Source organism: Streptomyces sp. NPDC051567 (genome assembly GCF_044454165.1).
GTDB lineage: Bacteria > Actinomycetota > Actinomycetes > Streptomycetales > Streptomycetaceae > Streptomyces.
The window spans coordinates 64,265-77,604 of record NZ_JBITDK010000021.1; the positions used below are offsets into that span (position 1 = coordinate 64,265).

The following is a 13,340-nucleotide window of genomic DNA, read 5'->3' on the forward strand; positions in this document are numbered from 1 at the left end:
TGGGAGGCTCACGGTGCGACTCCGACCGTGGAGAGGCCCAGCGACTCGGGGAGTCCGAGGGCGATGTTCATGCTCTGCACCGCGCCGCCGGCGGTGCCCTTGGTGAGGTTGTCGATCACGCTGACGGCGATGATCCGCCGCGCGGCCCCGTCGTAGGCGACCTGTACCTGGACGGCGTTGGAGCCGTGGACGGAGGAGGTCGCGGGCCACTGGCCCTCGGGCAGCAGGTGCACGAAGGGCTCGTCCGCGTACGCCTTCTCGTACGCGGCGCGGACCGCCTCGGCGGTGGTGCCGGGGAGCGCCTTGGCGGAGCAGGTGGCGAGAATGCCGCGGGACATGGGCGCGAGGGTCGGGGTGAAGGAGACGCAGACCCGGGTGCCGGCGGCGGCGCTCAGGTTCTGGATCATCTCGGGGGTGTGCCGGTGGCCGCCGCCGACCCCGTAGGGGCTCATCGAGCCCATCACCTCGGAGCCCAGCAGGTGCGGCTTGAGCGCCTTGCCCGCGCCGGAGGTGCCGGTGGCGGCGACGATCACGGCCTCCGGCTCGGCCAGCCCGGCCGTGTACGCGGGGACGAGCGCGAGCGAGACGGCCGTCGGGTAGCAGCCGGGGACCGCGATCCGCCGGGACCCCTCCAGCGCGGTGCGGGCGCCGGGCAGTTCGGGGAGCCCGTAGGGCCAGGTCCCGGCGTGCGGGGTGCCGTAGAAGGTCTCCCAGTCGGCGGGGTCCGCGAGCCGGTGGTCGGCGCCCATGTCCACGACGAGGACGTCCTCGCCGAGCTGTGCGGCGACGGCGGCGGACCGGCCGTGCGGCAGCGCGAGGAACACGACATCATGGCCCGCGAGGACCTCGGGCGTGGTCTCCTCCAGGGTCCGTCCCGCGAGGGGCGTCAGATGCGGCTGGAGTCCGCCGAGGAGCTGTCCGGCGTTGGAGTTCCCGGTCAGCGCGCCGATCTCCACCCCGGGGTGCGAGAGCAGCAGGCGCAGGACTTCCCCGCCCGCGTACCCGCTCGCTCCGGCCACCGCTGCACGTACCACCATGGACCCTCCTCGTCGATGGCATGACTATACGTATCTCCGCACGTTTATGCAAAGCCCCATTGCGGCCACCGGTCACACCTCCCTATAGTCACCTCGTATTCATTTCGTCACTCTGAGTTACTCCCACATCACAGGAGGCATGGGTGTCACGCATCAGCAGGGGACTCACCGCGACGGCCGCCGGGGCACTCGTCGCACTGGGGGTGGCCGTCGTCCCCGCCACGGCCGCGCCCGGCGGCTGCGGGAGCGGCGACGGGCGGCTCGCCCGGCCGCAGGACCACCGGTACTACGTCCAGTGCGCGGGCGGGGTCGCGACCGTGCTGCCCTGCCCGGCGGGCCAGGTCTTCGCCGCCGCGCTCCAGGCGTGCGACCTCCCCGGGCGGGTCCGCCCCGCCGCCGCGACCGAGGCCGTCGCCTCCACCGCGGGCCCGGCGAGGCTGAACGGGCTGCTGTTCGGCGTCAAGAACCTCAGCGCCACCGTCCGGATCGCCGACGCCCCGGCCGGGCTGAACGGGATACCGGTCACCTTCAGCACCCTCGGCGGCAAGCCGCTCTGCACGGCCGTCACCGACCAGTTCGGCGCGGCCCGCTGCGACGGCCCGGAGCGGCTGACGGTCCCGCTGGACGAGATCCTGCGCGGCTACCGGGCGAGCTGGGCGGGGATCGACGGGATCTACCTCGCCTCCTCGGCCACCGGCCCCGTCGCCCTGCTCTGACCTCCGGCCGCCGGGCCCGGGAGCGGGCCCCGCCCCGGGTCAGGCCGCCGGGCCGAGGGCGCACCGCAGCCGCCGGACCGCCTCGACCAGGTCGCCGGGGCCCGCGACCCCCGCGAAGCCCAGCCGCAGGCGGGGGCCGGGCGGCTCCGCGCAGTAGTACGGGCGGCCCGGCGCGACCGCGACCCCGGCGCGCAGGGCCGCCGCCGCGAGGGCGGTGTCGTCGCCCCCCTCGGCCGGGTGCGCCCACAGCTGGTACCCGCCGGACGGCGGGCGGGGCACCGCCAGGCCGGGCAGTTCCCGCCGCAGCGCCCCGGCGAGCACCTCCCGGCGGTGGCGCAGCTCGGCGGCGACGGCCCGCAGGTGGCGCGGCCAGGCGGGGGCGCCGACCAGTTCCAGGGCGGTCTCCTGGAGCGGCCGGGGGACGAAGAAGCTGTCCACGACCTGGATGGCGCGCAGCCGGTCCACCACCGGGCCCCGGGCGGCCAGCGCCCCCACCCGCAGGCTGGGCGAGGTGATCTTGGTCAGTGACCGGACGTGGACCACGACCCCGTCGGCGTCCTCGGCGGCCAGTGGGGCGGGCAGCGGGCCCGCGTCCTCGTGGGCCAGGGAGCGGGCGTAGTCGTCCTCGACCACGAAGGCCCCGGCGGCCCGCGCGATCCGCAGCACCTCGGCCCGCCGGCCGGGGGCGAGGACGACCCCGGTCGGGTTCTGGAACAGCGGCTGGCACACGAAGACCCGCGCCCCGGTCGCCTCGAAGGCTGCGGCCAGCAGCTCCGGGCGGACCCCGTCGGCGTCGACCGGGACGGGCACGGGCCGGCAGCCGGAGGCCCGGGCGACGGCCAGCAGCCCGGGGTAGGTCGGGGACTCCACCAGGACCGGCGCGCCGGGCGGGGCCAGCGCCCGCAGGGCGGTGGTGAGGGCACTCTGCCCGCCCGCGGTGACCAGGACGTCGGCGGCGGCGACCGCGCCGCCGATCTCGCGGGCGAACCAGTCGCGCAGCTCGGGCAGTCCCTCGACGGGAGGCCGCCCCCAGGCCCCGGGCCGCCGCCCGGCGCGGGCCAGCGCGGCGGCCATGGCCCGCTCGGGCTGGAGGCCCGCGTGCAGGTAGCCGCCGTTCAGCTCGATGACCCCGGGCGGGGGCGCGGCGAGGGAGACGAGCACCCCGGTGGCGTCGACGGAGCGCGGGACCACCTCCCCGGCGGCCCCCTCCGCGCTGAGGGCGACCTCCTGCCAGGAGGTGTCCCCGGCGGCGGGGGTCCTCGTACGCGGCGCGGCCCGGAACACCCCGGCGCCGGGGCGGGTGAGGACCAGCCCTTCGGCGGCGAGCTGGGCGAGGGCCCGGGAGACGGTGACGGGGCTGACCCGGAAGCGCTCGACCAGGGCCCGGCTCGACGGCAGCTTTCCACCCACCGAGTAGCGGTTGAGTTCGGACCGCAGGGATTCAGCCAGTTCAGCCACGCTGCTACGCTCGTACATGACAGCAGACAATAGCGCTACTCTCCTCCACTCGATAGCGGTCAGGGATCGTAGGAGGAGCGGGACCGCGCTCGCCTCGCTCGGTGTCGCCGCCTTCTCCCTGACCTTCCCCGCCACCGCCTGGGGCCTGGAGAGCTTCGGCCCCTGGTCCTTCGCCTCCCTGCGCAGCGTCCTCGCCGCCGTCATCGCGGGCGGGTTCCTGCTCGCCGGGCGGGTGCCGCTGCCCGACCGCGCGCACTGGGCGGGCCTCGCCGTCGTCGCCGCCGGGGTGGTCGTCGGCTTCCCCCTGCTCACCACCCTCGCCCTGCGGACCTCCACCACCTCGCACGCCGCCGTCGTGGTGGGCCTGCTCCCGCTGACCACGGCCGTCTTCTCCGCGCTGCGCACCGGGGCCCGGCCCTCGCGCCGGTTCTGGGGCGCGGCCGTCGCCGGGGCCGCCGTGGTCCTCGGCTTCACCGTGTCGCAGAGCGGTGGCGCCCTCTCGGCCGGGGACGGCTACCTGTTCGCCGCCCTGCTGGCGTGCGCCGCCGGGTACACCGAGGGCGGGCGCCTGGCCCGGCTGATGCCCGGGTGGCAGGTGATCGGCTGGGCCCTGGTGCTGTGCCTGCCGCTCAGCCTCGCGGGCTCGGCGCTCGGCCTCGCGTACGAGCCGGTGCGCCTCGGCGTCCACGGGCTCGCCGGGCTCGTCTGGACCGCGGTCTTCTCCACCTTCCTCGGCCTGTACGTCTGGTACCGGGGGATGGCCGAGATCGGCGCGGCCCGCGCCAGCCAGCTCCAGCTGGCGCAGCCGCTGCTGACGCTGGTCTGGTCGGTGGCCCTGCTCGGCGAGCACCTCTCCCCGGCCGCGCCGGTGGCCGCCTGCGCGGTGCTGGTCTGCATCGCCGTGACCCAGACCGAACGGGTCAAAGCATGAGGAAAGGACCTAAACTGCTATCACGGATCGGATCGGAGCACCCACCGAGGAGGCCGGCCATGCACGCGACCGAGGGCGACCAGCTGGTGCAGCACGGCAGGATCGTCGGACAGAACGACAAGGTGGGCGAGATCCTCCAGGTCCTGGGGGACAACGGCACACCCCCCTACCGGGTCCGCTTCCAGGACGGGCACGAGGCCCTGATGGCCCCCGGACCCGACTGCGTGGTCCGCCACCCCAAGGACCACGACGAGTTCCCGGGCTGACCGGCGGCCGACCGGAGCCGGCCCGGAACTGCCCCCGAACCCGGCCCGGAACCGGCCCGGACGTCCCACCGGGGCCGGGCCGCCACGGCCCGGCCGCTACCGGTAGTGGTCGGCGATCACCCGGGCCAGCGCCCCGTTGGGGTCCGTGACCACCTGCTTCGCCGAGAACCAGGCGTGCCCGCGGACCTCCGGGTGCTCCCGGGCCAGCCGGACGTGGCGCGACAGCTCCGCCGGGTCGCGCCAGGCCGGGGTGGTGCTGCGCGCGTCGCAGCGGTACAGCGCCTCCCCCACGTACAGATCGACGCCCGTGCCCGCGACCGTCCGCGCCCACCAGGGGACGAGCGCGGCGTAGTCCGCGGACTGGTGGCCGATCGGCCAGTAGAGCTGGGGCGCGATGTAGTCGATCCAGCCCTCGGTGACCCACCTGCGGGTGTCCGCGTAGAGGTCGTCATAGGTCTCGACGCCCGCCCGCGTCGGTGAACCCAGCGGGTCCCGCGAGGAGTTGCGCCAGACCCCGAAGGGGCTGACGCCGAACCGCGCGGACGGCCGGACCGCGCGCACCCGCCCGGACATCTCCCGCACCAGGGTGTCGATGTTGTGGCGGCGCCAGTCGCCACGGGAGGCGAAGGAAGCGCCGTACCGGGCGAAGGAGGCGCCGTCGCCGAACTCCTGGCCCGCCACCGGGTACGGGTAGAAGTAGTCGTCCCAGTGCACCCCGTCCACCGGGTAACGGCCGACGGCGTCCAGCATGGCCTCCTGGACGAAATGGCGCACCTCCGGCAGACCGGGGTCGTAGTACAGCTTCCCGCCGTACGGGATCACCCAGCCGGGGTGGCGCCGGGCCGGGTGGCCCGGCACCAGCCGCCCGGGGTCGGTGTGGTTGGCCACCCGGTACGGGTTGAACCAGGCGTGCAGCTCCAGCCCCCGGGCGTGCGCCTCCTCGACGGCCGTGCCCAGCGGGTCCCAGCCGGGGTCACGGCCCTGTTCCCCGGTCAGCCACTGCGACCAGGGTTCCAGCGGGGAGGGCCACATCGCGTCGGCGGTCGGCCGGACCTGGAGGATCACCGCGTTCAGCCGCCGCTCGACGGCGGTGTCGAGGAGGGCGAGCAGCTCGGCCCGCTGCTCCCCGGCGGGCAGCCCTCCCCGGGAGGGCCAGTCCACGTGCGCGACGGAGGCGATCCACATCCCGCGGAACTCGGTGGCGGGCCCGGCCCGCCGCCGGTCCCCGCCGGACCCGGACCCGGACTCCCGCCCGGCGGCCCCCGCCCCGCCGGGCTCCCCCGCCCGCGCCGGGGCCGCCGAACCCGTGGCCGTCGCGGCCAGCACCCCCGCGGCCCCCGCCAGCACTCCCCGCCGCCCGATGTGCGTCATGTGACGAACCCCTTCCGCTGTGTGACATCGCCTTGCCTGGGCCCAGCATGCCCGCCCCGGCCCGCCACGGGGGTCAGGGTCGGGGGTAACGTCGGGGGGCGTGGCGGGCGCCGGAGAGCAGTGACCACGGTCAGGCCGGGGGACCCGCGATGGATGAGCGGCGAAAGGCACGATGTGACGGACCTCCTTACCGATATCGCACGCGTCGGCGTGGTCGGCTGTGGCCAGATGGGCGCGGGCATCGCGGAGGTGTGCGCCCGCAGCGGACTTGAGGTGAAGGTCGCCGAGACCACCGGCGAGGCCCTGGAGATCGGGCGCACCCGGCTGCACAACTCCCTGACGAAGGCCGCCGAACGCGGCAAGATCAGCGAGGAGGAGCGGGACGCCACCCTGGCCCGCCTCACCTTCACCACCGACCTCGGCGAGTTCGCCGACCGTGACCTCGTCATCGAGGCGGTCGTGGAGAACGAGCAGGTCAAGACGGAGATCTTCCAGGTCCTCGACCAGGTGGTCACCCGCCCCGACGCGATCCTCGCCTCCAACACCTCCTCCATCCCGCTGGTCAAGCTGGCCGTCGCGACCTCACGGCCCGACCAGGTCATCGGCATCCACTTCTTCAACCCGGCCCCGGTGCAGCAGCTGGTCGAGCTGATCCCGGCGCTGACCACGGCTGACGAGACGGTCAAGCGCGCCGAGGCCCTGGTGCGGGACGTGCTGGGCAAGCACGCGATCCGTGCCCAGGACCGTTCCGGTTTCGTGGTGAACGCCCTCCTCATCCCGTACCTGCTCTCCGCGATCCGGATGTTCGAGTCGGGCATCGCGAGCCGCGAGGACATCGACAACGGCATGGAACTCGGCTGCGCCCACCCGATGGGCCCGCTGAAGCTGGCCGACCTGATCGGCCTGGACACGGTGGCCTCGGTGGCGGACTCGATGTACGCCGAGTTCAAGGAGCCGCTGTACGCCGCTCCCCCGCTGCTCCAGCGGATGGTCGACGCGGGCCGCCTCGGCCGCAAGACGGGCGCGGGCTTCTACCCGTACGCCTGAGCCCCGGCAGGGCCGCCGCCCGCCGCGCCCCACCCCGGCCGGAGCCGGACGGGGTGGCGCCGGCCGGGGTGGCCCGGCGCCGTCAGGCGCGGTCGTTGCGCAGGACCAGCAGGGCCACGTCGTCGGTGAGCCGCCCGCCGGTGTGGCGCAGCAGGGCCGCGTGCACGTCCGCCACCAGCCGGGCGGGTGCGAGCGCCGCCGCCCGCGCGAGGGCGCCCCGCAGCGGGAAGAACCTGCCCGACCGGTCCCGGGCGTCCTCCGCCCCGTCGGTGTGCAGGAAGAGCGTCTCGCCGGGCCGCAGCCGGCCGCAGAACCGCGGCCGGACCCCCGGCGGCAGCGGTACCACGCCGAGCGGCGGCAGCGTCTCGCCTCCGGCGAGCGCCCGGACCTCCGCCCGGCCGCCACTGCCCGGCCCGTCCGCCCGGCCCGTGCCCTCCCGGGTCCCGGCGGGCGGGCGGACCCGGGCCACGGGCACGGGAGGTCCGTCGCGTCGGGGCCGCGCCGGACGGCGGACCCGGTACCGGCGCCCCGCGCCCGGGCGGCGGGCAGGGCCCCGGGGCTCGGCCGGGGACCGGGGCGCGAGGCCGCGGGCACCGGCCCGCACCCGCGCCCCGTGCCGCTCCCGCTCCGCCCGGACGCCCGGCGCCGGGCGGATCAGATAGGGCCAGGGGTGGCCGCAGTTGAGGGCCCGGAGCGAGCCGTCCCGCCCGATCTGGAGCAGCAGGACCGTCACGAACTCCTCCGCCGCGGGCGCGTGCTGCCCGGCGGGCCCGGACGGCGGGTGCTCCGTGTGGGCGCGGTCGCGCACGTGCCGGCCCAGGGCCCGCTCCATCCGGAGCAGGACCCCGCCGAGGGAGACCTCGTCGTAGGCGGCCTCGCGGAACGCGCCCAGGACCGCCGCCGCCGCGCCCAGCGCGGGCAGCCCGTGGCCGCGTACGTCCCCGATGACCACCCGCACCCCGTACGCCGTGGGCACGGCCTCGTACAGGTCGCCGCCCACCGCCGCGCCCCGGCTCGCGGAGAGCTGCGCCGCCGCCGGGGTCAGGCCGGCGATCCGGCCCGGCAGCGGCCGGAGCACCGCCCGCTGCGCCGCGCCCGCGATCTCCTGCGAGCGCCGCAACTGCGCCAGCAGACCGCGCCGGATGTGCAGGGCGCACACGGTGGCCAGCAGCAGGAAGGCCACGCAGGTGGCCAGGCTCGCCGCCATCCGCCCGGGGCTGGACAGCTCCCAGGAGACCGCGGCCCCGGCCCAGCCGAGGACGCACACCCGGCGCACCTGGAGCGTCTGCGCGCGCATCATCCCTGGCCTCCCCTTCCGGCCGGATGATTGTGTCCACCACGCGGTGCCCGGACACGGGCCGCCCGCGTTCCCACCCGAACGAGTGAGGCAGCCGCTGCCCCGTTGCCCGCGCACGCGTGAGGGGCGCGTCCGGTGGTCCGGACGCGCCCCTCGGCGGGCGGGATCAGAGGCGGTCAGACGCCCCGGAGCACCGCCCCGGTGCGCTCGCCCGCCAAGGCCACCGCCGCGTCGCGCGCGGCCGTGGACTCCTCGGCGGTCAGCGTCCGGTCGGCCGCGCGGAAGCGCAGCGCGTAGGCGAGGGACTTCTTGCCCTCGCCGACCTGCTCACCGGTGAAGACGTCGAACAGCCGCAGCGATTCGAGCAGCTCGCCCGCGCCCTCGCGCAGCGCGGCCTCCACCGAGGCGGCCGGGACCGACCCGTCCACGATCAGCGCGACGTCCTGGGTGGCCACCGGGAAGGAGGCGATCCGGGGCGCCCGGAGGGTCTCGCCGCCGGCCGCCGCGAGGCGGTCCAGGTCGAGCTCCATCGCGCTGGTACGGGCCGGCAGGCCCAGCGCCTTGACCACGCGCGGGTGCAGCTCACCGGCGTGGCCGATGACCTGCTCGACGCCGTCGACGGTGACGACCAGCTCGGCGCAGCGGCCCGGGTGCCAGGGGCCGTACCGGCCCTGGCGGACCACCAGCGCCGCGCCGGCCGCGGCGGCCAGCTCCCGCGCGGCCGAGACCGCGTCCGCCCAGTCGGCCGGACGGCCCTTGCCCCACCAGCCGGCCTGCTCGCGGGCACCGGCCAGCACGACCGCGGCGTGCCGCGGCTGCGCGGGCAGGGCCGCGTCCAGGGTGGCGATCTCCTCGTCCGTGGGACGGCGGTCGACGGGCAGCCGGACGGCCACCCCCGGCCGCTCGCCCGCGAGGAAGACCGAACCGGTCTCGAAGAGCGCGAGGTCGTGGCTGCCCCGGCTGTCGTTGCGGCGCAGCGCGCTCAGCAGCCCCGGCAGCAGCGTGGTGCGCAGCGCCGGTTCCTCGTCGGAGATCGGGTTGACCAGGGTGACGACCCGCCGGGCGGCGTCGTCGGCGGGCAGCTGGAGCTGGTCGAGGACCTGGACGCCCAGGAACGGGTAGTTCAGCACCTCGACGTAGCCCGCGCCGGCCAGCGCGCGGCCCACCCGGCGGTGCAGCTGCTGCCGGGCGGTCAGACCGCGGCCGGAGGGCACCTGCGGGAGGGTCGAGGGGAGGTTCCCGTACCCCTCCAGCCGGATGACCTCCTCGGCGAGGTCGTTGGGCTCGGCGAGGTCGGGCCGCCAGGACGGGACGGTGACGACCAGCTCGTCCTGCCCGTAGACGTCGCAGCCGATCTCCTGGAGGCGGCGCACGACGGTCTCGCGGCCGTACTCCATGCCCGCGACCCGGTCCGGGTGGTCCGCGCGCATCGCGATGGTGCGCGGGGCTCCCGGGGAGGTCAGCTCGGTGACGCCCGCCTCGGCGGTGCCGCCCGCGAGCAGGACGAGCAGGTCGACGGTGCGCTGTGCGGCGGCGGCGGCCGTCTGCGGGTCGACGCCCCGCTCGAAGCGCTTGGACGCCTCGGAGGAGAGCTTCAGCCTGCGGGCGGTGCGCGAGATCGACACGGAGTCGAAGTGCGCGGCCTCGATGACCACGTCCGTGGTGCCCGTGACCTGGCCGGTCGAGCCGGAGGGGTCGAAAGGCGTCGTGACGGGGTCGGCGATCTCCGTGCCGGCGCCGCCCATGACACCGGCGATGCCGATGGGACCGCTGTTGTCGGTGATCACCAGGTCCTCGGCGTCGAGCGTGCGCGTGACGCCGTCGAGGGTGGTGAGCTTCTCGCCCTGCTCGGCACGGCGGACACCGATGGTGCCGTCGACGCGCGAGCGGTCGTAGGCGTGCAGCGGCTGGCCGAGCTCCAGCATCACGTAGTTGGTGACGTCGACGGCGAGCGAGACCGGGCGCATCCCCGCCTTCTGGAGGCGGCGGGTGAGCCAGAGCGGGGAGCGCGCCTCGGGGTCGAGGCCGGTCACCGTGCGGGCGGTGAAGCGGTCGCAGCCGACCGGGTCCCCGATCGTGACCGGGTAGCCGTACGAGTTCGGCGCGGGCACGTCGAGCAGCGCCGGGTCGCGCAGCGGCAGGCCGTACGCGGTCGCGGCCTCGCGGGCCACCCCGCGCAGGGACATGCAGTAGCCGCGGTCCGGGGTGATGTCGATGTCGAGGACCTCGTCGACGAGCTGGAGCAGCTCGATCGCGTCGCTGCCGACCTCGTGCTCGTGCGGCAGCACGATGATGCCGTGCGTGCCGTCGTCGCCCATGCCCAGCTCGTCGCCGGAGCAGATCATGCCGTGCGAGGTGCGGCCGTACGTCTTGCGCGAGGCGATCGCGAAGTCGCCGGGCAGCACCGCGCCGGGCAGGACCACGACGACCTTGTCGCCGACGGCGAAGTTCCGGGCGCCGCAGACGATCTCCTGCGGCTCGCCGGTGCCGTTGGCGTCGCCGACGTCGACGGTGCAGAAACGGATCGGCTTGCGGAAGCCCTCCAGCTCCTCGATCGTCAGCACCTGGCCGACGACCAGCGGACCCTTGAGCCCACCGCCGAGCTGTTCGACGGTCTCGACCTCAAGGCCGGCGTCGACGAGCTTGGCCGCCACGTCACGGCCGGTCTCACCTGCGGGGAGGTCTACGTACTCCCGCAGCCAGGAAAGCGGGACGCGCATCAGATCTCACTCCCGAACGGCCGGGTGAAACGGACGTCACCCTCGACCATGTCTCGCATGTCTTCCACGTTGTGGCGGAACATCAGCATCCGCTCGATGCCGAACCCGAAGGCGAACCCGCTGTACTTCTCGGGGTCCACACCGCAGGCGATGAGCACCTTGGGGTTGACCATCCCGCAGCCGCCCAGCTCGATCCAGCCCTCGCTGGAGCAGGTCCGGCAGGGGCGGTCGGGGTTGCCCACCGAGGCGCCGCGGCAGACGTAGCACTCCATGTCCATCTCGGCGGACGGCTCGGTGAAGGGGAAGAAGTGCGGGCGCAGGCGCGTGGTGGTGCCCTCGCCGAACAGCTCCTGGACCATGTGGTCCATGGTGCCCTTGAGGTCCGCCATGGTCAGGCCCTCGTCCACGGCGAGCAGCTCGACCTGGTGGAAGACCGGGGTGTGCGTCGCGTCCAGCTCGTCGGTGCGGTACACGCGGCCGGGGCACACGATGTAGACCGGGGGCTTGCGCTCCAGCAGCGACCGCGCCTGCACCGGGGAGGTGTGGGTGCGCAGCACGACACCGGACTCGTCGCCCTCGGTGCCTTCGGGGCCCCGGACGAAGAAGGTGTCCTGCATCTGGCGCGCCGGGTGGTCGGGCGTGAAGTTGAGGGCGTCGAAGTTGAACCACTCCGCCTCGGCCTCGGGCCCTTCGGCGACCTCGTAGCCCATGGCCACGAAGATGTCCGCGATGCGGTCCATCAGCGTGGTCAGGGGGTGGCGGGCGCCTGCGGGGACCCGGTCGTGGGGCAGCGTGACGTCCACCGCCTCCTCGACCAGCACCCGCTCGTCGCGCTCGGCCTCCAGGGCGACCGTGCGGGCCCCGAAGGCCTTGTTCACAGCACCGCGGGCCTGGCCCACGCGCTTGCCCGCCTCGGCCTTGGCCTGCGGCGGCAGGGCTCCGATCTCACGGTTGGCGAGCGCCAGGGGCGAGCGGTCGCCCATGTGCGCCGTCTTCGCCTCGCGAAGCTCGTCGAGGTCGCCGGCGGACGCGAAGGCGGCGAGCGCCTCGTCCCGCATGCGCTCGATCTCTTCCGGTTTCAGTGCCTCGACCTCGACAGGGTCGTAGGACTTGTTCGGTGCCGACATCTCTTCCCGTACTTCCGATGGCTGGCTGGTGGGTCCCCGCACGACACGATCGACACAAGGACGCAAAGGTGCCAAAGGACGAGTCTAAAGGCCGCGGGAGGTGTGAGGGGCCCGTGGGCCGCCTGGCGGGACGCTCCGCAGGGTCACTGCGTGAGGTAGGCCGGGGCGCTCACGGGCAGAATGAACCGGAACTCGGCGCCGCCGCCGGGGCCGCGGCCGACCGTGATGGTGCCGCCGTGGGCCTCCACGATGCCCTTGACGATGTACAGGCCCAGGCCGGTGCCACCGCGCTTGCTCCCCCGCCAGAAGCGGGTGAAGACGCGGGCCATCGACTCCTCGGGGATTCCGGGGCCTTCGTCGGTCACGGTGACGGCGGTTCCCTTCTCGTGCGGCGACACGTCGATGGTGACCGTTCCCTCGCCGTGGCGCACCGCATTTTCGAGCAGGTTGCCGAGGATCTGGTCGATCTTGTCCGGGTCGGCCCAGCAGTCGGGGAGCGGACGGCTCACGCGGACGAGGAACCGCTCGGGGGCCTGGCCGTTCGCGGTGAGCGCCTGGACGTGGCGGCCGACGGCGGTGGCGAGGTCGACCGGCTGGCGGCGCACCTCCAGCCGCCCGGAGTCGATCCGGGAGATGTCGAGGAGCTCGGCGATGAGCCGGGTGACGCGGTTGGCGTCGGCGTCGACGGTCTCCAGCATCAGCCGCTTCTGGTCGTCGGTGAACCGCTCCCACTTGGCGAGCAGGGTCGCGGTGAACCCCTTCACCGAGGTCAGCGGCGAGCGCAGCTCGTGCGCGACGGTGGCGATCAGCTCGGCGTGGCTGCGCTCGGTGCGGCGCCGGGCCTCGGTGCCCCGCAGGGTGACGACGAGGCGGCGCAGCGGGCCGGTGGGGTGGGTGCGGACGTACCGGGCGGAGACCAGGACCTCCCGGCCGCCGGGGAGCAGCAGGTTCCGCTCGGGCTGGCCGCGCCGGGTGGCCAGGCCCCCGTAGGGGTCGGTCAGCGCCCACCAGCGGCGGCCTTCGAGGTCCTCCAGCGGCAGCGCCCGGTCGATCCGTGCGCCGAGGGCCTGGCCGGGGTCGGTGGCGGTCATCCGGGCGGCGGCCCGGTTGAAGCAGATGACGCGGCCGGTGCCGTCGGCCACGACCAGCCCGTCGGGCAGGTCGTCGGGGTCGACGGCGAAGCCGCCCCCCTGACCGGCGCCGGACGTCTGACCGGCACCACCGGGCGGCGGGCCCGGCAGGGGCGGGGCCGACGGCGTACCGGCGTGACCCGACCCGGCCGCCACGGCGGCCTCCGGTGAGCTGTTCGTCCCGACGGTCATGTCCCCAGTACCCCACATCTCCGAGTAGCGCAGTGGGCCCCCGGGCCG

General features: G+C 75.1%; 11 protein-coding genes. 4 read left to right on the forward strand and 7 right to left on the reverse strand.

The genetic code is table 11. The annotated features are described in order from the left end of the window. Positions 1–8: 8 nt before the first annotated feature. Positions 9–1,037: an N-acetyl-gamma-glutamyl-phosphate reductase gene (gene argC, locus ACIA5F_RS22110; RefSeq protein WP_399355514.1), complete on the reverse strand. Its 1,029-nt coding sequence runs from the start codon at positions 1,035–1,037 to the stop codon at positions 9–11. 143 nt (positions 1,038–1,180) lie between these two features. Between argC and ACIA5F_RS22115 the strand changes: the two genes are divergently transcribed. After that, the gene (locus ACIA5F_RS22115; RefSeq protein WP_399355516.1) at positions 1,181–1,753 is read left to right on the forward strand and encodes a chitin binding peritrophin-A domain-containing protein; all 573 of its coding nucleotides are present in this window, start codon (positions 1,181–1,183) and stop codon (positions 1,751–1,753) included. Positions 1,754–1,792: 39 nt separating this feature from the next. Here the strand turns inward: ACIA5F_RS22115 and ACIA5F_RS22120 are convergent, their stop codons facing one another. After that, positions 1,793–3,229: a PLP-dependent aminotransferase family protein gene (locus ACIA5F_RS22120; RefSeq protein WP_399355518.1), complete on the reverse strand. Its 1,437-nt coding sequence runs from the start codon at positions 3,227–3,229 to the stop codon at positions 1,793–1,795. On the opposite strand from ACIA5F_RS22120, the gene ACIA5F_RS22125 reads away from it, so the two are divergent. Continuing rightward, positions 3,228–4,142 carry a DMT family transporter gene (locus ACIA5F_RS22125; RefSeq protein WP_399355520.1) on the forward strand — a complete coding sequence of 305 codons (915 nt, stop codon included), beginning with the start codon at positions 3,228–3,230 and terminating at the stop codon, positions 4,140–4,142. The two genes, ACIA5F_RS22120 and ACIA5F_RS22125, sit on opposite strands and share 2 nt — an antisense overlap. A 59-nt stretch (positions 4,143–4,201) precedes the next feature. Then, positions 4,202–4,408: a DUF1918 domain-containing protein gene (locus tag ACIA5F_RS22130; RefSeq protein ID WP_399355522.1), complete on the forward strand. Its 207-nt coding sequence runs from the start codon at positions 4,202–4,204 to the stop codon at positions 4,406–4,408. 96 nt (positions 4,409–4,504) lie between these two features. Here ACIA5F_RS22130 and ACIA5F_RS22135 read toward each other — a convergent pair whose 3' ends face one another. Beyond that, positions 4,505–5,779 carry a glycoside hydrolase family 10 protein gene (locus tag ACIA5F_RS22135; protein WP_399355524.1) on the reverse strand — a complete coding sequence of 425 codons (1,275 nt, stop codon included), beginning with the start codon at positions 5,777–5,779 and terminating at the stop codon, positions 4,505–4,507. 153 nt (positions 5,780–5,932) lie between these two features. Here ACIA5F_RS22135 and ACIA5F_RS22140 point away from each other — a divergent pair, with 153 nt between their 5' ends. Continuing rightward, positions 5,933–6,826 (forward strand): 3-hydroxybutyryl-CoA dehydrogenase, encoded by an 894-nt coding sequence (locus ACIA5F_RS22140; protein WP_399355526.1) that lies wholly within the window; start codon positions 5,933–5,935, stop codon positions 6,824–6,826. Positions 6,827–6,908: 82 nt separating this feature from the next. On the opposite strand, the gene ACIA5F_RS22145 is transcribed toward ACIA5F_RS22140, so the two are convergent. The 4 genes from ACIA5F_RS22145 to ACIA5F_RS22160 all read right to left on the reverse strand — a co-directional run bounded on the left by ACIA5F_RS22145 (position 6,909) and on the right by ACIA5F_RS22160 (position 13,292). Next, positions 6,909–8,126: a SpoIIE family protein phosphatase gene (locus ACIA5F_RS22145; protein WP_399355528.1), complete on the reverse strand. Its 1,218-nt coding sequence runs from the start codon at positions 8,124–8,126 to the stop codon at positions 6,909–6,911. A 173-nt stretch (positions 8,127–8,299) separates the two neighbouring features. After that, entirely contained in the window at positions 8,300–10,843 is a 2,544-nt protein-coding gene (pheT, locus tag ACIA5F_RS22150; protein ID WP_399355530.1) for a phenylalanine--tRNA ligase subunit beta, read from the reverse strand. After that, complete coding sequence (gene pheS, locus ACIA5F_RS22155; RefSeq protein WP_399355532.1) at positions 10,843–11,970, reverse strand: phenylalanine--tRNA ligase subunit alpha; 1,128 nt, start codon at positions 11,968–11,970, stop codon at positions 10,843–10,845. Before pheS ends, pheT begins: the two co-directional genes overlap by 1 nt. A gap of 143 nt (positions 11,971–12,113) precedes the next feature. Further along, positions 12,114–13,292 carry an ATP-binding protein gene (locus ACIA5F_RS22160; RefSeq protein ID WP_399355534.1) on the reverse strand — a complete coding sequence of 393 codons (1,179 nt, stop codon included), beginning with the start codon at positions 13,290–13,292 and terminating at the stop codon, positions 12,114–12,116. Positions 13,293–13,340: the final 48 nt, after the last annotated feature.